We start from the raw sequence: 19,141 nt of genomic DNA on the forward strand, positions 1-19,141 counted from the left end.
CTCTCCGACCCGGATAGAGCCTGCCCGCTTCCTGGGCAGTCGATCCAGAGATAAGGCCCGATAGAAAAGCAGCCCCACCCACGCGAGGGGTGAAGGCCACTGGACAGAGTGAACGGCGAGATCAGTTGACGGTGGTCTGGAAGCAGAGGGTGCCGGACTGGCTGGCGCTAATACCCTGCAAGGTGCCCGAGACTGTGTTGGAAGCATAACTGCCGACTGGCGTGCCTGTGGTGTTGGTGATGCTGCCTGCCACGAAGGTCTGGTTGGGTTGCAGCGGGTCAGAGACATTGACACTCAACGCTGTCGTGAGCAAGCTGGTGGCCTGCACGCAGTATTCGAGTTTGTCTAAAGGTTTGGCAGTGGTCGTGGTGCGGGTGGTATCGGTCGTTTCGCTGGCCGTTACGTTGCGGACATACTTCTTGAGCTGCACCGGGTTGAAGTAGGTCGTGACCGTCTGCGTATTGTTGGCCGTCACCGATCCATTGGTACCGTCATCTACTGGCGCAGAGACCGTGAGGGTGGCCGTATTGGATGTTGCCGCTGCGGTCAACGCATTCAAGTTCACCGTCACGGGAATCCGCACGCTGACACTCTGCCCCGCTGCCAGCGCACTTACAGTCAGTTTCTTGGTCACCGGATCAAAGGCAGCGCCTGTTGCAGGCGTGGCAGGTGTGGCGACGATCGTGGCCGTTCCAGGCGTGACGGTGCTGGGAAAGTTGGCGTCGGTCACGGTCACGTTCGTGGCATTCACCGCCTTGAGATTGGTCACGGTGATGAGGTAATCGAAGCTCTGAGTGTTGGTTCGTGTGGTCTGCGCGATAGCAGTGCCCGTCTTGAGCGCCTGTTTAGTGACTTGCAGATCACTCTCGATGGTGATGTCCTCAGCGGTTGAAGACGTGCTGGCGTAATTGCTCCCCGCCACGGTGCCGCCACCGGTATAGGTGGCTCCGGGCGACACGAGACGTGTGCCACTACTGTCGGTAGGATCGAGAAAACTGACCGAGGCCGAGTTCTGGAAGGTGCCGACCCCCTGCAAGCGGTTGATGGGAAAGTCAAGCGTCACGCTCTGGCCGCCAGGAATGACGAACGAACTCCAGGTCAGGGCGGTGGCGCTGGCCGCAGGATCGCTGCTTGTGGGCCGGGTGACGGACGTGCCGCTCGGCGTATAGACAGTGGGGCCAGCGTAAGTGAAGGGGGTCGGTAAGGCATCAACGACCTGGACTCCGTTGGCTGCCCCAACGTTCGGCGCATTCGTGATGGTAATTCTGTAAGCAGGCGTCTGGGTACTGCTCGGCGTATTGAGCAGCTGGGGCGTGGTGGTCACTTTGGTGACAGTGAGTTGGGGAAAGCAGAAGGGAGTACGCGGGATGGCGTTGTTGTTGTAGACGATGTCCCCTTTGCCTCCAACTCCCGCAGAGCCGCCGTACACGTTGGTCACTCCAGCGACCGGATTGTTGACCCCAGCAGCGCCGCCAAGAAAGCCGACTCCTGGGGGCGTCGTGACGTTGGTGGTCAGCAGTACCGCGCCGCCGCCGCCGCCGCCGCCCGGCCCCTGGGTTTCTCCTCCCTTGAGGGGGAGTGCCGAATTGCCGCCGCTCCCACCGTTGACCTGAATGCTCAGGCCCGACAGGTTATTGGTATTGGTGGCGATGGCAACCGTACCGCCCGCACCCCCGCCACCGGCAGCGTCACGTCCGGCAGGTTGGCCGTTTTGCCCATTGGCACGCAGTATGCCTGTGCCGGTGATGGTGTTGGCCACCACAAAGATCACGCCGCCGCCGTTGCCGCCGCTGCCCTGAGGGATCGTCGGATTATCGTCGGTAGCGTTGTTGTTATCACCCGCGCCGCCGCCGCCACCCACGATCAGCCGTTCAGCGTTGGGATAAAGGCTTGCGGGAGAGATGCCTACCCCGCCGAGGCCGCCGACATCTCGCGCACCGTCACCGTCGCAGGCGTTGAAGGTGCCGCTAAAGGTGACACAGGTTCCGCTGGCAGGGTTGCGGTAGAAAGCGAAACTGTTGCCACCAGTCCCGCCTGCCCCCACATTACTTCCGCCGCCGCCGCCCGCGTTGTGCTGGTCGCCGCCGCCGCCCGCGTTGCCTGGTGCGCCCCGAGAACGGTCCAGTCCCCCTGTGACGCTGGCAGTTGTTCCCGTCACACCCAGCGTCACTGTGCCAGTAGGATAGCCAGAAATGCCGAGATCCGTCCCAGTATAGGCCACGCTCGTTTTGGTCAAGTCACGCACAAAACGCGGGGTGCCTGCGATCCCCTCCCCCTTGAATGCGCCGTAGTTTGCGACTGTCGTGGAGTAGGGCGTGGCGTAGTTGACGATTTTCTGGCCACTTACAACGTCATCTTGACGTGAACCGCCGCCGCGAAAGCCAGCATTCGAAGCGTCAATAGTCTTTCCGTTGAAATTGAGAGTTCCGGCGACATTAAGCGCGAATACCCCCCCGCTGGTTCCATCCCAGGCAGGCACCGAAATATCGCTGGCGAGAGTAAGCGTCGAAAACTGTGGCACCCGCACGATTTGAAAGCGCCGCTGCCCAGTGGAGGTGCTGGCATTGGCATTGGTGTATGTATTTGCCAGTGCATTTTTTAGCGTGAGCGTAGTCCCGGTGATGGCACTCACCACGTTGAATTCATAGTACCCTGCGCTCCGCAAGCTGGTATAACCCCGACCGCTAATGCCATCGCCGTAGCTCCCACTGTCAGAGTTGTTGATCAATGCATCTTGCATCTGCACAATCAGTACTAGGTCACCTGCTGCCAGATCATTTGAAGTGGGGGTGGCGCGTTTAGTGCCCAAGCTTATACTGAAAGTGCCTGAAGCCGCTGAGGTTCCTGCCGCCGCCGGGTAGTAACTGTTGGGATTAAAAGTGCTGCCGTCCTTGCCAGGTGTCGCGCAAACTTCAGCCAGAGCCACGAACGGCGAGGTCATCACCAGCAAGGCCGTAGAAAGCAAGGCCGCAGAGAGCAAGACACCCTTGAAACGGGGCTTGCGAACGCCAGTGCTGGCCGCTATGACAGAGAGCGGCGTAGGCGAGGCCCGCCGGGCGAAGAGATTCAGATTCATCGGTTGTTCTCCTGAAGCAGCAGATCGAGCCGCAGGTAAAAACCCTGGTGGGTGTCGCTGCCGATGCCGTTAAAGCCGGTGGGATTGTAGCCCAGGGTGGCCCAGGTGCCGTCGAAGACCCGCACGGTGCCTTCCAGACCCAGGCCCCACTGCACTTGCTGCAATCCCGGCTGATAGAGGGCGCGGCCATAGACTCCCATGCCCAGCCAATCTGTGAGGTAGAGCGTGCCGCCGAGTTGCGGCTGAATCAGCAGACCGTGATCCACCCCCAGCGTATCGAGGGTATTCAGCGCCCCACGCACCTGAAACTGCGGCTTGCGGTAGGTCAGGCCAATCTGCGAGGTTACTTCGCCGCTGCCCGTGCTGTTTCCTTTGAGGCTGCCGTCGGCGTAACGCACGTAAGCCAGTCCTTCGAGCAGGCCGTCACGCAGCGCCGCCGAGACGGTCAAGCGGTTGCCGCTGACGGCTGAGCGCTCACTGGTGGCGTCGGCGGCCAGGGTCCAGACCCGGCCAATTGAGCTGCTCAGGCCGCCCTTGTAGACCAGCTTGGCGTCGCCGTCGCTCGGCAGGTTGGCACTGATCCCGGCGCTGGCCGTGAACTGATCGCCCCGGTAGCTCAGGTCGACGCCGCCCTCGGTGGTGTTCTTGCCTTGGGCCAGGTCTGCCGAGTAGGCTGCCTGGACATTGGCGCTCAGGCGGTCGGTGATCGGCACCTGGGTATTGGCCCCGAAGCGGGCGCGGTTGCCCTGGCCGCCGCTGCTGGGCAATTCGTAGTTGGCGCTGAGGGTGGTGTTGCCGAATTTGTTTTCCACGCCCAGAGCAGCCTGGTTGCTCTTGCCCCAGGTCAACACGTCGGTCAGCTTGAGGCTGAGCTGAGGCGTCAGGGCGTAGCGCACGCTGAACTGCGTCTGCGGATCGCCTTGGCCGCTCAGCACCTGAGCGTGACTGACCTCAGCGCCCAGCTTCGGGCCGTTATAAGCGGCCTTGGCGGTCACGAAAGTGGCGGGATTGGAGAGCAGTTGCTGGCGTAACCCGGCTCCCACCGTGAAGGGCGCGAGCGTGTAATTGGCCGACGCCGAGAGCGAGGCGTTGTTGCCCGAAGGGGTCTGTCCGTAGAGGCCCGACGCCTGCACACTGAACTGCGGCGTGACCTTGTAGCTGGCGTCCACCGCAACGTCTGTGCCGACGCTGCCCTTGCCGACGCCGTCGTAGCCTTCCGATTGGGTGCGGGCGCGGGCGCTGACCGACAGCGCCTGGGTCTGGGTCTGGGCACTCAGGGTCGCCTGCACACCGTGGGCATAGGCCAGATACGCCTCGGCGGTATTGGTGCCCTGAGTGTAGTTCAGCCGTGTGCCGAAGGTAACGGTGTTGTGGTCACCGTCCTGGCGCAGCGAGACGATGGCCGCCGAAGCACTGAAAGGCCCCTGGGTGGTCTTGACCTGTGCGCCGCCAATCACGTAGCGGTGGCCCAGCGGGTCAGTCGTGCGGTAGGTCAGCTCCAGCGACTGTGGATTGAGCTGTTCGTCCGTCGAGGTCAGCGGACGCACGAATTCCAGCACGCCCGAATCGGCGTCGAGGGTGTACTCCACCAGCCAGGTGAGTGGCTTGCGCGAAAGTTCGACTCCAGTGGTGCGGTCGGTGGTGACCAAGACCAGATGCTCTGAGCCGTACTCGACGGCCTCGCCAATCTTGAGCAGGCGGGTGCCGTCCGGCGTCAGGGTTTTCTGGACGGTGCTCGAAGGCACGGCGGCGACGAAACCGGAGAACTTCACGTCTCCCTTGGTTTCGGCCGTTAAGGCCGTGTAGCCGCCGCCCGCCGCCAGGGTCGTGATGGGCAAGGCCACCTGACCGTAACTCACCTGGAAACGGGGATGCTCGTAGCGCAGCGCCAGCGGATCGATGCCTTGCAGCGGCACCGAGGCGCTGGAAGAGTCACCGTAGACCGTGTAGCCGTCCACCGTCGTCTCGTTGGTGGGCAAGCGGCCTCCCGAGGTGGTGGTCTGCCAGCTGCCAGCTGCCGAGCGGGCCTGGTATTCGGCGGCTCCGGCCACGTAAAGCTTGCCGCCAGCCAGCGGTCCCTCGTAGTAGCCGCGCCCGGTGACGCCCACCGAGAAGGGCTGGAGGCCCACCGTGGCGCTGAGGGTACCGATACCCACCTGGGTGGCGTTGGGCCGCACGTCGAAGCTCACGTCGCGGCGCAGTTCACCGATGGCCAATTTGAGGTTGAGGCGGGTCGGCACGGCCTGGGGACGCAGGTGCAGAATGCCCACGCCGTTGACCAGTTGGACCTGGTAATTGGATTCGGTGGGGTTGGCATCGGGATCGAGAACCTCGAGGTTGCTGTCGACAGTCATGAAGCCGTCGCGTCCGGTGGTGCCGCTCTTGTCTACTGCGCTGAGCCTGATCTCCAGCGGCGTGAAGCCGTCGGCCACGATCTGCTTCGGCTCGGCTTCCAGGTGCACCGGCGCACCAGCCAGAAACACCGTCACCTGTTCGCCGGCGACTTCCAGCACATTCTTGCCTTCCTGAAGTGGCAGGCCGAAATATTCCAGGTGCACACTGTGGTTTTTGGGATCGGTGACGGTCTTGCCCAGCGCGTCTTCCGGCAGCGGCTGACCATTGAGAGTAGCGCTCAGGTTGGTGGTGTCGCTGCCTTCGAGTACCACGCTGATGCGGCTGCGGTCACGAAACACCGTGCCGTCCAGCGGCAACTTGATAACGCCGGGGTTGACGCTGGCCGCCTCGGACTGGCTGGCCTTGGCCAAGTCCTGGGCATCGATCTGCCCGACGAGGGCCACATCGGTATTGCCAGGGAAGCGGGCTTGCAGCGCCGGAGCGGCCAGGACCGGAAGATCGCCACTGTGCGACACCTTGTAGCGGAGCACAAAGGAACGCTGTGCTCCCCTGGGCAGCGCCGGGTCGGCAGGCGGCAGGCTGACGGTCCAGTACAGCATATTGTCCTGACCCACTTTCGGATCGGTCAGCGGCTCTTCAGCCAGCGCACTCGAGCCGGGCCGGTAGACAGTGCCCTGCGGCAGACGCTGGGCCACCACCACGCTGAGCGCTTCCTGAGACACCCTGAACGGCAGTGAGAGATCAGATTCCCGCGCCGCTCTGAGCGCAGGCAACACTTCCAGGGAACTGCTGGTCTGCGCCTGCACATTCTCCTCGGCCAGTCCTTCTGCCGGTGTGCCCTGAGCGACCACGCGGCCCCGCACTTGGAAAGTCCCCACCTGTGACGGGGTTGCCGTGACCCTGAGTACCCGGACTTCATGGGGTTGCAGCGTCACATCGAGACTGCTGCTGCCCAGCACCACAGACGCGTCGGCGTCAAGCAGGAGGGTGAGCTGGGCCGGAGCCTCGCCTAGATTGTTGAGGGTGAAGCTGAGATCAGCGGAGGTATTGACCAGCGTCCGGGAAGGCGCACTCACTTCCAGACGCTGGACTTCAGGCTGAGGCACGGCGGGAACGGGCATCTGGGCCTGGGCAACGCCCAGCGCCAGGGTTCCAGCCATCAAGAGCGAAAGAACACGCAGCGAACTCATGGGTATCTCCAGTCCATTTGAGGATCGGTCAGGGTGGGCAGCGCCTTCCCGGACCACTCAAAGGTGTAGCGCCACTGCTGCTGACCAGCAGGCACGTCGAGACGCAACTCTGACGCGCCGTCCGTCATGCTGGCCCCAGTCGGCAGAGGATCGAGAATGTGGAGCTGGCTCAGGGCCTGGGGCGTTTGTAAGCTTAAGGTGACCTGGAAGGTATTGAGGCTCATTTGCAGCATCGACTTGCTCAGCACGGCGCTTCCGACCCGCAAGGTGGTGACGCGCTCGGCATAAATGTCACCCTGCGGCTTTTCGAGCGGGAAGTCGGCAACCGTCAGAGCGAAGACCGACATGTTGCGGCTGCCCAGCAGGCCTCCATCATTGACGTCACGTTCCGGCACGAACGGCACCGAGTTAGGATCGAGACGCAGCCCCCACATGCCCTCGGGCAAACTCTGGAAGTGGTAACGCCCCTCCTTGTCGGTCAGGACGCTGCGGCCATCCGCCAGGATCAGGCGGGCATTGGCCAGCGGCAGATCCTGGCCGAACGTAAAGGACGCGTCCCCGTTGAGGTCGAGATAAACCCGGCCCAGCAACTCGCCGCGCGGCGCGAAGACACGCGGATTGATCCGGACCACTTGGCTCTTGGCGACGTTGGAAGATACAGCAGTCAGGGCGGCGGTCAGGGTGTCCTGGCCTTTGCCCTCAACCTGGGCCGAGTTGATGATGATCTCGGGGCTGTCGACACCCACCCGGGTGCGGAACGTCAGGGTCACGGTAGCGTTCGCCTTGATGGGTGTCGGCAAGCTGAAGTGCAGCAGCTGACCCTGGATCACCGGGTCTGTCAGTGGCTGGCCGTCGAGCTTGGCGCTCCCCGGCACAAAGCTCAGGCCAGTCGGCAGGGTGTCGTTGAGCATCAGGTCAATCAGGGCGGCGCTCTTGGAGGTGTTGTGGACGTGCAGGATCCAGCCCAGCTCGCCGCCAACATCCACCTGAGCGCTATCGGAGCGCTTATCGAGGGTCAACGTCGCGCTCCAGATCAGGCTCTCAACCTCGTTGGAAGGCGTCGGTGTCTGCACTTCTCGGCTGCTGAAGACGAAGCGGTTAACCACCAGCACACCGTCGGGAGCGTCCTGTTTGACCTTGGCACTGACCGTCAGGGTGCGGGCGCTCTGAGGATCGAGGTGATCGAGCGTCCAGATGACCGTCTTCCCTTCCAGGCGGCCACCATCGGAGATCTCCAGCGTGGCCGGGTCGAGGTAGTCGCTGAGCGTGTCCTGCACCGTGATCTGCGCGAGCGCAAAGGGGAAAGGATTCTCGGACTTGAGGCTGTAGGTCAGCCGCTGGCCCTGGGCCACTGGGGTGCCCCTGGTCTGATCGACCACTTTGGTCAGGCGCGGCAGGCCACTGTAGAGGCTGACAACCTGATCGCGGGTGACATTGGGCGCAGCGCCCAGCGCCGAGGTGGCCTTGAGCGTCAGTTGCAGGGCCGCCGCCGCGCCGCTCGCCGAAGCGCTGGGCGTGACACAGACGCGGAAATCGAGGTGGTCGCCCGGCTGACCAGCGGCGGTGAGTGCGACCGGCTGAACCAGGGGGCTGCCGTCGAGGTTTTCCAGGGTCAGTTCAGCTGTGCCCAGATCAACCTGGCCGCCGAGACTGAGTTGATCCGGTACGGAGGCCAGATTGCTGACCGTCTGGGAGAAACACAGCCGCTGGTTGAGAAGGCCGTTGTCACGCACCTGAAGGTCATCGGCGCTGCCCTCGCCGCCAGGGTTGGCCTGCGGATTACCGATGGGGCCGAGCGCGATTTGCGGCAACACCACATTCAGAACGCGGTCACGGGTGAGGTTGATCGGGCCGTACTTCGAGGTGGCGGTCAGCAGCACTTCCAGTGTGCCGGGTTGCAGCGGGGTGAAGCACACCGTGAAGGTCACGCTCGCACCGGGAGCCAGATTCAGAGGCTGCTCAGCCTTGATCTCGGTGGTGGCCGCGCCCTGCACCGAACTGGCGCTGATGGTATAGCTGTCCGGGTTGGTGCCGGTGTTCTTGAGGGTCTGCTCAAAGCAGTTGGGCTTGCCGACCAGGGCCAGAGGCTGGCTCTGGGTGTCACTCTCGCTCAGCTCCGGCGCTTCCGGCGCGTTGACCGGGCCGAGGGCCACGCCTGGCACCACGAAACTCACCACGGCGTCGATGGTCGAATTGGACTGGGCCTGGGCCGTGCTGGTGGCCGTCAAACGGGCCTCGAACGGCTGATTGCCAGCGGCGCGGTAGCAGGCCAGGAAAGCGGCAGTCTGGTTGGGAGCCAGGGTCACCGGGAACACCTGTGCTGCGCCGCCGAGAGTCCGAAAGACGGCATTCGGTGCGCCCGCCTGCGCCGCGACGCTCAGGTTGTCAGTGTCAGGGCCGAGGTTTTGCAGCTCGTGCTCAAAGCAGACCTCCTGATTTTGCAAGACGCCACTCTGGCTTTGCCGGTCCGAGGCGCTGCCCTCGCCGCCGGGAGCGGCCTGGGCGTTTTTGGCTGGCCCCAGCGCAATCTGCGGCGGCGGACGCACGGCGATAGCAGCCTGCGCCTGAGCGGTGGGCAGCGCGTTGCCCTGGGCATCCTGGCCCTGGGCGGTGGCCTGGTTGATCAGCTGACCTACCTTGACGCCGGGCAGGGCACGCAGCCGAAAGCTAAAGCTTAGGGCCTGCTGACGTGCCAGCAGCGGTACCCGCCAGCGCACACCCGAGGCGACCTGCTCAGAGCCGAGCGTGGGAGCGGCGCTGCCAGGAACCAGTTCAAAGTTCTTGTTTCCGGCGTTGAGACTTTGCTCAAAGAGGTCTTCAACGATCACGTTCTGGGCGTCGAATTCGCCGCTGTTCACGGCCCGCAGGGTCACCGTCACGTCACCATTGGGTTGCACAGAGGCGGCAGAGAAGCTCTTAGACAATTCCAGCTGTGCGCCGGGCCGGGCGGTCTGCTGTCCGGTGGTGGCCGTGCCGCCATTCGAGCAGGCAGCACTGAGGAGGCCGCTGATCTGACCGCTGGCATTGGCAGGGACATCGACTTCGAGCAGCAGCGACTGGGCCTCACCGGCGTTCAGGCTGAGCTGCTCCGGCGCGGTCAGCAATGCGTCGCCCGCGTCTCTGATGCCCAGGGGCGCAGCGTCGCGGTAGAGCCTGACTGCGCCAAGTGGCGGTGTGGTTTTGCCCTGGAGGCCGAAGCTGTAGCGGTCATTGCCGTTGTTGCTGACAGTGAAGGCAAAGGCCAGTGGGCGGCCCGGCTGATAGCCCAGCGCCTGAGTGCTTGCCAGTACCGAAACGCTGCACACCGGAGAGATGCTGGTCTTGACGATGTTGGACCGACTGGTCTGGTCACCGGCTAGCAGGTCTTTGTAATTGCCAGTGGCCTGGTTGACGATCTGTGTTCCGGCAGGCACCGGCTGCGGCTGGGTCTGGGCAGAGGCCAGCCCGGTCCACAAGCACAGTAGAGGGAGAATGGATTGAAACGCTGTTCGCACGGGGCCTCCTGAACAAATTACAGCTGCCCTCAAGCGAGGGGAAAATGCAAAAAAAAGAGTGTGGGGAAAATCTTGAATTCAGTCTAATGTTGAGATTCGTACAAAATTCTTGCTACAAAACGGGCGTGTTCCCGGTCAGGAACACGCCCGATAACGATTAGTTCACTTTGACCGTGAAAATAACGGTGATGGTCTTGCCCGTATTGAGCACATCACTGCCGTCAATAACGGCGTCGCCGTTGGTGTTGAGGCCGATCCGGAACACGGTAGTGGCCACACTCGTGGGGGCCGTGACGAGCCACGAACCGCCTCCGTCTGTGGAGTAGAGGATGTTGCCGGTTTGATCCGAGGTGGCGCTCAGGCTGGTGAAAGTGGTGTTGGACGGCACAATGTCAATCACGAAGACGTTTTTCAAGTCAGCGGCGCTCAGGCGGTTGTTCTTGGTGACGATGGTGTACTGGAGGTAGTTGCCGGGCTGGGCCGTAGCACCGGAAGCATCGTTAACAACGGTGCAGGCTGCGTCGGCGCAGGTCTTGACGGTCTTGAGCGGCTTGAGGGCGTAATCGGCAGGCGTGGACGGATCGGTGGGCGTGCCAGCAAATCCATTCAGCCTGACCAGCGTCACGTCCTCGACGTACTGGGCCGCCGGATTCGTTCCCAGATTGAAGGTCGGGGCTGCCTGGAACACCACGTCGTTGACCGCGCTGACGTTGTTATCGTTGGTGTTGACCACCTTGACGTACACGGTCTGGCTGGCACCCGGCGCGAGGGTCGAGATGGCCGGAAGGCTGCTGGTGTAGGTGCCGCCAATCGTCGACGAATAGGTGAGCACGAAGTCGGTCTGGGTGCCGCTGTCGAGCGAGGAGCCGGTGTCGCTGAGGCCCGAACCAGTGAAGTTGGCGGTGGACGTGCGGTTGGTGTCGAGCGCCACGCCGAAGCTGCCGCCGGTGATAGTGGTGTTGGCACTGGTGTTGGTCAGGGTGTGGGCGTAGATCACCGAGCCGACGGCCGTGATGCGCGAGAAGTTGTCTGCTGTGAAGGTGAAGCTGTTGTTGGTACCGATGGTCAGCAGGTCGCCCTTGGTGAAGGTGCCAGTGTTGGTGGTATCGGGGTTGAAGGTGACGGCCCCGTTCTGGGTCGAGGTGAAGGTCTGATTGAGCGCCAGGCCGGTGGTGCCGGTGGTCGGCACGGCATTGGCAGGCACCGTCACCACGGCCAGGATGGTCTGCTCCGTGCCAGCAGGCACAGTGGTCGACGTGATCAGCGTTCCCGGCGTCACGCCGTCGGTGGTGGTGTAGTACTGGACGGTGGTGCTCACGCCGCCGGGGGTGGTGACAGTGGGGATGAGGACGGTGCCTGACAGGGTCACGGTGTCGCTGGTCGCGCCAGTGTTGACCAGGTCAACCGGGTAGCTGACGGTCTGGGCCGAGCCGTTGGGCGTGACGTTCTTGACCAGCTTGGTCAGGTCAGGCGCACCGTTGTTGTCGATGACCGGCGTTTTGGTGTTGTCGTTGTTGCCCACCAGAGTGGAGCGGCGATCGGTGGAGGTCAGCGCGTCTTTGGTCACGTCGCTGACACCGGCATTGTTGGTCGAGGTCGCCGTAACGGTCAGGCCCACGGCGGGGTTGAGGGCGGTGCCGGTATACGTGGGGGTCGCGGCGGGCAGCGTCACCTTGACGTAGTAGTTGGCGAATGCACCAGGCATCAGGCTGATGGGTCCGGTGATGGGGGTGTTGGCCGCCTCATCGCTGTAGTAGGCGACGGTGGGTGTGCCGCCGGTGTTGTTGCTGGTGAAGGTGCTCGAGAGGATGAAGGTATCGGTCGCCGTACCGATGTTCTTGACCGTGCCGGGGAAGACGATGTCGGTGGTGGTGCCGTTGGCATTCACCACGGCACTGGCAATTGTCGAGGTGTCGTCGCCAGGAGCGCCGCTGCCGTCGTTGGCGATGCCGGTGCCGGAGCGGGTGACGGTCAGGCCAGCAGCGTTGGGAGCTGACTCGGTGGTGGTAATCGTGCCTGACGCCGTGCCAGTGGCAAATGCCAGGGGACCGACACCCACGCCAGCCACGTTGGTGGGGCCAGAGGAAGTGTTGGTGCTGGTCGCAGGCAACGTGGGGTCTTTGTAGGCGACGGTCGCGCTGTTGACCACCGGATCGTTGATACCGTCGGGAGTGGCAGAGATATCTTTCAGCGCCGTGATTCGCGCCACCACTGTGATGGCGATGCTCGATGACTTGGCGATGATGCCGAAGTCCGGTGTGATGGTCAGGGTGTTGCTGGCGTTGACCACCGTACCGGTTCCGGTGGTGAAGCTGGCAGCGGTGTAGGTGGTTCCACTCGGCAGCACGTCCGTCACCACGACATTGCCCGCATCGTTGGTGGTCGAGGAGTTAGAAGCCGTGATCGAGTACTCGATGTAGTCGCCGATCTTGGGCTTGTAACCCGAAGCCAGGGTCTGGGGAGTGTTGACGCTCGGTGACGTGTAGGACGTGTAGTATTTGGTCACCGTCTTGGTGGCGGCCAGCGAGGCGCTGGGATTGACGGTCAACTTGTTGTATTGGAAGTTGTTGTTCGATTCACCCGCCAGCGGCACTGTAAAGGTTCCGCCGCCGACTTTGGGCACGCTGGTCACGGTGGCCGTCCCGACAGGATCGGCGTAGGCGAACTGACCGTTGATGGCTCCAACTGGCACCGTCACGACCATGTAGAAGGTCTTGGACACGCCCGCCGCCACCGCAACGCTGGTGATGGGGATAGTGCCAGCCAAATCCGAGGTGAAGCTGTAGTTGCTGGCGCTCAGGCCAGCGACGGTAGCGCCAGCGGCCAGCGTGGTCGTCAGGTTGTAGGTATCGTCGTAGTTACCGTCGTTGGCAACGGTGTAGGTGTAGATGACCTTCTGTCCAGCCGACCCGGTGAGCTTGAGGGTGCCGTCAATGCTGTTGTCATTGCCAATGCTTGGAGTGGTCTGTGAAGTCTGGTCGAGCGTGATCGAGAAGCCGCCCTTGGGCTGCACCGTGGTCGTGACCATGTTGGAAGTGGTGCTCTGGGTTGCGGCATCGGGGTCGGTATAGGTGGCCGACGCGGTGTTGGTGATGTTGGTGCCGGGCGCAGTACCAACGGCAAGGGCCGACCCCATGGCGAGGCCGACGAGTAGGGCAAGGTGTTTGAATCGGTTCATGTCTTCTCCTTAAGTGCAGCCCGATCGGGCAACAACAGCGTAATGGGGGGGCAAACAGCTTGATCTTTCGGCTGAACGGCGCTCAGTTGACCTTGACGCGGAAGCCGAGCTTGAGGCTATCGCCAGCGGCGAGTTCGCCCAGCATCCAGCGCACGTTGGTGTACTCGGCGGGCTTGACCTCGACTTCTTTCTCAACGGATTTCCCGTTTTCAGTGACGGTGATCATTTTCTTGAGCGGCGCGGCGGCAAAGGTCTTGCCCTTGTCGATGCTGAAAAGGGTCTGAACAGTTTCGACGGACTTGAGGGTATTCAGATACACGGTGCCCACCGGAACCGGCAGATTGACGCTCACCTTGGTCATGACCTTGCCGAGGGTGTTGGTGGCGGTCACAGCCTGCTCCAGTACCGCCCCGGGCAGCACCGACTTGGGATCAGGAGCCAACTTCTCGACGGTCTTGCCGTCCTGGGTGGTGGTCTGCACCAGGGCCTGCGACAGCACCAGTTTCAGCGGCGAACTGGCTTGGGCGAGCGCAGCGCTGGTCACAAGGCCAACGAGCAGGATGGGAATGGACGCTTTCATGAAGTTCTCCTTAAAAATATGGGCTGATAAAAGGGTGCCCGGCGAGTCGGTTCAGGGGGGCTGAGGACTAGCGAAGATTAGGAGGAGTACTCTTACCTCTGCCTTACATCTGCCGAAAAAATGGTGTGACAAATTCGGCATCGATAGAACGGGTCAAGAAACACTTAAAGCGACAAAAGCGCAGTTAACAGCGTTGTCGGAGTGAAGAAACCGTCATAAAGAGGCGACGAATTGTCAGCTCGGATACAAGAATGCTCTGGTCGCTTACCCCCATTGCTGTTCCCCTCTAGAAGCGGTCAGGCCGTGCCCAGCCGCAGGCCAAACAAGACGCTGCCGTTACAAACGCTGCGGCGAGGTTGCGCCATGCTGAAGGCCAGCAACGCTGCACCTGAGCGTAAAGCCCGCTCTTTCACAAGGCGGCCCGCTGCTCTGCTCAAGCTCTGCCCAAACAGAGTGCAAGACGCCAGCTTCACCCACTGACCTTTCCTTCCTCACCGGAGGTTCCAATATGACCATTCACGCCCGCGTGACCCGCTACAGCAAATTTGAAAGTGAACTCGACAATGTCGACAGCGGCGAGCTGATGCAGATGATTCAAGAAGCGCTCTTGGGACAGGGCATGAACGACCCCTACGACCCTGATCCCAACGCCCGCCCCAGCATGGACGACCTTTTTGACGCCATTCTCAACGCGCTGGCCGAGCGCAACCTGATTCCCGAAGACATGCTGGCCGAAGCCATGCAGGGCGAGGGTGAAATTCAGGAATCGAGACTGGGCCAGCAGATTCAGAAGATGATGGACAAGCTCCAGCAAGACGGCTTTATTCGCAAGGAGTTCGAGGACGGTGAGGGCGGCGGCGCGGGCGAAAGCGGCGAGAGCAAGTTTCAGCTCACCGACAAGAGCATCGACTTTCTGGGTTACAAGTCCCTGCGCGACTTGATGGGCGGAATGGGCCGCAGCAGCGCCGGAGCGCACGACACCCGCGACTACTCGTCGGGCATCGACATGATGGGCGAACTCAAAAGCTACGAGTTTGGCGATACCCTCAACCTCGACACCACCGCCACCCTGAGCAACGTGATCGCCAAGGGTTTGGAGAACGCCGAGCAGGAAGACCTGATTGTGCGCCAAAGCGAGTACAGCTCCTCAGCGGCCACAGTTGTGCTGCTCGACTGCTCGCACAGCATGATCCTCTACGGCGAAGACCGCTTTACGCCCGCCAAGCAGGTTGCTTTGGCGCTGGCCCACCTGATCCGCACCCAGTACCCCGGCGACACCCTCAAGTTCGTGCTGTTTCACGACAGCGCTGAGGAAGTGCCACTGGCCAAACTCGCTCAGGCCCAGATCGGGCCGTATCACACCAACACGGCGGGCGGGCTGCGGCTGGCCCAGCAACTGCTCAAGCGCGAAAACAAAGACATGAAGCAGATCGTGATGATCACCGACGGCAAGCCCAGTGCGCTGACCCTGCCCGACGGACGCATCTATAAAAATGCTTACGGCCTCGACCCTTACGTGCTGGGCGCGACCCTGCGCGAGGTGGCCAACTGCCGCCGCAGCGGGATTCAGGTCAACACCTTCATGCTGGCCCGCGACCCCGATCTGGTCAGCTTCGTGCGGCGAGTCTCGGAAATGACGCGCGGCAAGGCCTACTTCACCACTCCGACCAACATCGGCCAGTATGTACTGATGGATTACATGAGCAACAAAACCAAAGTGGTGAACTGAGCGCCCCCACCAGACCCAGCACTGAGCAGAAAAAACGGAGCCTCGACGCTCCGTTTTTTAGTGACGAAACGGCTGGCTGTGTGGGTCACTGACCCTAGACTGCGACGCCGCTGATAAGTCGTGGCGAAAAAGAGCGGACATGAACTGAACCGCTTAGCGTAGGTGAGACGGGCCGAGAGCTTCTGGAGCCAGTGGATCACGGCCATTCCAGCTTCCCTGTCCGGACAGCACGGCGAAACGGACAAACAACTGTTCGCTAAACCAGTTGTCCCGTTTGGCCTGAGCCATAGCCCCCCGGTGGCCCGCGCCTCTATACGCGTAAGCCAGCATACTGGCCGTGTCTTGCCAGACGCTGAAGGTGGCCTGATGCAGCAGCGGCACTTCGCCCAGCCCCACCGAAGCCAGCAAACCCGGCTGCGTGGGCAAACCTGCTTGTGAAGCGGGCACGCTGCGCCAGAAGGCAGCCAACTTGGCGGGGCGAATGGCGGCGCGGGTCAGGACGGCGATCCGGCCTTTCTCCGGCGGGCGGGCCTCAGACTGACCGACTGTTTCATTTGGCTTAGCAGGCGGCGGAGCGAACAGGGTCTGGCCGCCCCACTGCCCGTGCCAGCGCGTAGGCCGCAGCATCAGGGTATAGCTCTCCTGCGTCAGGGCCAATTCCTGCCGCCGCCAGGGACTGTCCTCAAAAAGCTGATGAGCGGCTGGCGACGACCACACCGCCAGTCTGGCCCAGCGCCGCAAATCTACGCCCAGACCGAGGTCGTTGCCGCGCCCGCTGCCCAGCAAGCGGTAAAAGTCCAGGCCCGGCACGCCGCGCAGGTGCGGGTGATCGCGCCCCATCTTGCTCATGCCGGCCCGGGCCTGAGACCAGGTATAGCGGTTGAGCGTCAGGCTGACCACCGGGACAGTAGGGAGAGCTTGCACTCTACTATCGTATCGGCGCTTCGAAGCTGACGCAGTAACCGGGCATAGTCTTTTGTGGTGCGGTACTTTTCCATATGGTGTTGCGCCGTAGCTTCATGACCCCGGCGCAGCCACCCGCTACTAATAAACAGCCAGTTGGTTTCTGGTGTGGCTTGCAGGTCAAGCGCCGCGTCTAGAGAAGTTTTAAGGCACGTGCAGATACGACGCAATCGCTCCGGCAATCGCTCCGGCAATCTGGTCGCGGTAAGCGGCTGAGGCGAGTTTGGGGCCTTCGGTGGGGCTAGTGCCAAAACCAATTTCAGTCAGGATGGCGGGAGTAGTGGGGTGCAAGATCACCACGAAGGTATCTGAACGCACGCCCCGGTTGACGGCTCCGGTGGCCTGCACCAGATTTTGCTGCACTTTGGCGGCCAAGTCCCGCGAGAAGGTCAGCTTGGCCTGCGCCACGAGGTCGCCCAGCAGATTTTGGGCGGTGGTGCTGGCCCGCTTGGTCAGCTCCAGACCCAAACTGCCGCCGCCGTTTTCTTCCACGGCCAAGCTGCGGCTGCTGCCCGCCATCGGCGCTCCGAAGTAATACGTCTCTATGCCCTGAGCGCCGGAGCCGCCCGCATTGACGTGAATGCTGATAAACGCTCCCACTTTGCCGTTGTTGGCCAGCCGCGAGCGGGCGTCGAGATCGGTCGCGAGGTTGGTGCTGATCTGGGTATCGCCGCTGCGGGTCAAGATGACCTTGACGCCCCGCGCTTCCAATTTGCTGCGTACCCGCAGGGCCACGTCCATCGTGATGTTTTTTTCGACAACCCACTGACTCGACATCCCCGGAAAGACCCCGCCGTGACCCGGATCAATCACCACCGTGACTGGCGAACTCAGTGAGGTAGGGCGGGTGACTTTTTTATCGGCAAAGGTCTTGGCACTGATCGGCACGTCAATGCTAAGGCGGGCGGCTTGCCCAGCAGCGGCGGGCAGCGCCGAGAGCTTGGGTACTCCACCGCCGCGCAGATTCAGGGTGATGCGCTGGCCTTGAATGATCCAGCGGCTTAGCCCCGGCGCATTGATTACGCCCGACTCGCTGGGCAGAGCGCGGCTGAGCTGCACGGTATAGGTTTGGCCGCTGAGCTGGCCGCTGGTCGGCAGGCTGGTCTTGGCAGGCAGCTCAAACACCAGGCGGGTGTAGCCGTCATGGCTGCCAATTCGGGGAGCCGCCGCGCTGAAACAACCACACATGGCCAGAAACAAACTCAATACGAAACGCGTCACAGTTAAAGCTACTCTACTGCCTGTGGACGGGGCCCGCCGCTGCACCGCATTGCGGGCAGCCCTCTCATCTGAGCATCAACCCTCATCAGAGCGTCAAACAGCCGTCAGCCAGAAGCATTAAGGTGAGCGGCATGAAACGCGCCCCCCTCTTGTTGATCTCCGCTCTCCTGATTCCCCTGACCGCTCTTCCCAGCCTGGCGCAAAGCAGCTCAGCCTTCGGGTTGCAAATCACGCCGCGCGGCGCACAAAAACTCAACCTCGCCACTGGCACCACCGATCTCCCCGGCGGCGGCACGGTGCGCGACAACAAAGCGGGCCTGACGGTGGTGGCCGGTTTTATCAGCATCAAAGCGGGCGAGAGCCTAAGTGCCAGCGGCGCAGTGGTCACGACCCGGCAAGGCGGCACCCTCAAAGCCCAGCAGATCAGCTACAACCAAAAAGCCTCTCTGGTCACGGCCACTGGCAACCTGAGTTACAGCGACTACCGGGTCAAGAACCTCAGCGCCCAGACCATCTACGTGGACACCCGCACCGGAGCTGTCACGGCCGTGGGCAATGTCAGCGCGTCGACGCCAGCCGCCAGCGCCGCGCAGATGGTCGCCCTGCCCACCAAGTCGGCCATCTTGCTGCGCGGCGCAGCCAAAGTGAGCACGCTGGGCAAAGACATCAGCGGCGAAACCATCTCGCTCAACTTGGTCACGGGTGTGGCCGACACCGAAGTGACCAGCAGCGAGCAAGCCGAATTTGCACCTTACTTACGCTGAGCGCGGCGCAACGGGATTTCTCAGAACACCTGTTTAGGATACAAAGATGAACGCTTTTTGCTCACGTGCAGCGCTGACCGGTCTCGTGGTGTTGCTGGCCAGCAGTGCAGCGGCCCAAACGAAGGCTCAGCAGAGTAGCGTCACCGTTCAAATCCCTGCAGGAGCCAAATCGCTGATTCTTTCGCGCAGCACCATGAATCTTTCCGTTCTCGCGCTGCCCGCCGGAATAAAGCAGGTCGCCCTCACTCTCAACCTCAACGCCGCCCGCTACCAAGAAGGCGTCACACTCGGCAAACGTTCTTCCTCGTCCAGCATCATTGGCCCCTTCGAACGTGGCAGCTTAAAAAGCAGCTCGCTGGCCCCGGCGCTGAATACTTGGGTGCTGCTGCTCAGCGCCACTCAACCCGGCACCAGCAGTTTCAGTTACAGCGTCGGCGGCAAAGACAAAGTTGGCCGGGAAGCCGACCGGCTTTTCCGGGTTCGGCTGCTCTTTAGCAGCAAGGCGGCCAATCAAATCAAGGTCGGCGTCCGTCCACCCGCCAAGCCTTAAACAGTGGGCGGCGCAGCAGCAACGCCGGCTTCTATCAGCGG

The 19,141-nt window shown here is 62.3% G+C and carries 10 protein-coding genes; 3 read left to right on the forward strand and 7 right to left on the reverse strand.

Features of this window, described 5'->3' with window-relative positions; all coding sequences use genetic code 11:
- Positions 1–121: 121 nt before the first annotated feature.
- The 5 genes from EHF33_RS07090 to EHF33_RS07110 form a co-directional block, all read right to left on the reverse strand.
- Positions 122–3,076, reverse strand: coding sequence for a DUF11 domain-containing protein (locus EHF33_RS07090; protein WP_124869327.1), 2,955 nt, complete (start codon positions 3,074–3,076; stop codon positions 122–124).
- A complete protein-coding gene (locus tag EHF33_RS07095; RefSeq protein ID WP_124869330.1) occupies positions 3,073–6,621 on the reverse strand; it encodes a porin family protein in 3,549 nt (1,182 codons plus the stop codon). The genes EHF33_RS07090 and EHF33_RS07095 overlap by 4 nt, the downstream gene beginning before the upstream one ends.
- Positions 6,618–10,115, reverse strand: coding sequence for an isopeptide-forming domain-containing fimbrial protein (locus EHF33_RS07100; protein ID WP_124869333.1), 3,498 nt, complete (start codon positions 10,113–10,115; stop codon positions 6,618–6,620). The genes EHF33_RS07095 and EHF33_RS07100 overlap by 4 nt, the downstream gene beginning before the upstream one ends.
- Before the next feature lie 157 nt (positions 10,116–10,272).
- Complete coding sequence (locus tag EHF33_RS07105) at positions 10,273–13,293, reverse strand: DUF11 domain-containing protein (protein ID WP_124869335.1); 3,021 nt, start codon at positions 13,291–13,293, stop codon at positions 10,273–10,275.
- 82 nt (positions 13,294–13,375) lie between these two features.
- A complete protein-coding gene (locus EHF33_RS07110) occupies positions 13,376–13,873 on the reverse strand; it encodes a hypothetical protein (RefSeq protein ID WP_124869338.1) in 498 nt (165 codons plus the stop codon).
- Positions 13,874–14,381: 508 nt separating this feature from the next.
- On the opposite strand from EHF33_RS07110, the gene EHF33_RS07115 reads away from it, so the two are divergent.
- Positions 14,382–15,602, forward strand: coding sequence for a vWA domain-containing protein (locus tag EHF33_RS07115; RefSeq protein ID WP_124869341.1), 1,221 nt, complete (start codon positions 14,382–14,384; stop codon positions 15,600–15,602).
- 153 nt (positions 15,603–15,755) lie between these two features.
- Here EHF33_RS07115 and EHF33_RS07120 read toward each other — a convergent pair whose 3' ends face one another.
- A complete protein-coding gene (locus EHF33_RS07120) occupies positions 15,756–16,526 on the reverse strand; it encodes a hypothetical protein (RefSeq protein ID WP_206431569.1) in 771 nt (256 codons plus the stop codon).
- Between the two features lie 183 nt (positions 16,527–16,709).
- Positions 16,710–17,786 (reverse strand): N-acetylmuramoyl-L-alanine amidase, encoded by a 1,077-nt coding sequence (locus EHF33_RS07125; RefSeq protein ID WP_241191082.1) that lies wholly within the window; start codon positions 17,784–17,786, stop codon positions 16,710–16,712.
- 131 nt (positions 17,787–17,917) lie between these two features.
- Between EHF33_RS07125 and EHF33_RS07130 the strand changes: the two genes are divergently transcribed.
- Positions 17,918–18,550 carry a hypothetical protein gene (locus EHF33_RS07130; RefSeq protein WP_124869344.1) on the forward strand — a complete coding sequence of 211 codons (633 nt, stop codon included), beginning with the start codon at positions 17,918–17,920 and terminating at the stop codon, positions 18,548–18,550.
- Between the two features lie 46 nt (positions 18,551–18,596).
- Positions 18,597–19,100: a hypothetical protein gene (locus EHF33_RS07135; protein WP_124869347.1), complete on the forward strand. Its 504-nt coding sequence runs from the start codon at positions 18,597–18,599 to the stop codon at positions 19,098–19,100.
- Positions 19,101–19,141 lie beyond the last annotated feature (41 nt).

It is taken from the genome of Deinococcus psychrotolerans, assembly GCF_003860465.1.
GTDB classification, from domain to species: domain Bacteria; phylum Deinococcota; class Deinococci; order Deinococcales; family Deinococcaceae; genus Deinococcus; species Deinococcus psychrotolerans.

What these genes read in the sequence shown, in the direction of transcription:
- EHF33_RS07095 (WP_124869330.1), bottom strand. Translation starts at nt 6,621, where the DNA reads ATGAGTTCGCTGCGTGTTCTTTCGCTCTTGATGGCTGGAACCCTGGCG.
- EHF33_RS07130 (WP_124869344.1), top strand. Translation starts at nt 17,918, where the DNA reads ATGAAACGCGCCCCCCTCTTGTTGATCTCCGCTCTCCTGATTCCCCTG.
- EHF33_RS07135 (WP_124869347.1), top strand. Translation starts at nt 18,597, where the DNA reads ATGAACGCTTTTTGCTCACGTGCAGCGCTGACCGGTCTCGTGGTGTTG.
- EHF33_RS07110 (WP_124869338.1), bottom strand. Translation starts at nt 13,873, where the DNA reads ATGAAAGCGTCCATTCCCATCCTGCTCGTTGGCCTTGTGACCAGCGCT.
- EHF33_RS07090 (WP_124869327.1), bottom strand. Translation starts at nt 3,076, where the DNA reads ATGAATCTGAATCTCTTCGCCCGGCGGGCCTCGCCTACGCCGCTCTCT.
- EHF33_RS07105 (WP_124869335.1), bottom strand. Translation starts at nt 13,293, where the DNA reads ATGAACCGATTCAAACACCTTGCCCTACTCGTCGGCCTCGCCATGGGG.
- EHF33_RS07115 (WP_124869341.1), top strand. Translation starts at nt 14,382, where the DNA reads ATGACCATTCACGCCCGCGTGACCCGCTACAGCAAATTTGAAAGTGAA.